The sequence below is a fragment of the Pseudomonas shirazensis genome, assembly GCF_050496565.1.
Taxonomy (GTDB): domain Bacteria; phylum Pseudomonadota; class Gammaproteobacteria; order Pseudomonadales; family Pseudomonadaceae; genus Aquipseudomonas; species Aquipseudomonas shirazensis_A.
In genome coordinates, this window is the sequence record NZ_JBNWAE010000057.1 from 1 (window position 1) to 325 (window position 325).

Annotated in this window: 1 protein-coding gene; it reads left to right on the plus strand. The window is 64.0% G+C overall.

Annotation, left to right across the window (positions count from 1 at the left end):
* On the plus strand, nt 1–325 hold a 325-nt coding region (locus ACQZ2L_RS25100), incomplete at both ends, for an AMP-binding protein (RefSeq protein WP_430328321.1).

Genomic DNA, 325 nt, shown 5'->3' on the forward strand with positions numbered 1-325 from the left:
AAAGACGCCGTTCAGCTTCGACGTCTCGGTGTGGGAGTTCCTCTGGCCGCTGCAAACTGGCGCTCGCCTGGTCATGGCGCGCCCCGGCGGCCATCGCGATCCGGAGTATCTGCGTCAGGTGATCCGCAGCGAAAACGTCACCACCTTGCACTTCGTGCCCTCGATGCTGGATGTGTTCCTGGCGCACGGCCAACTATCGGCTGATGGTCTCAAGCGTGTTCTGTGCAGCGGTGAGGCCTTGCCGGGCAGCCTGGTGCGACGCTTCCACACGCAACTGCCGACGGTCGAGCTGCACAACCTGTACGGCCCGACCGAAGCTGCTGTG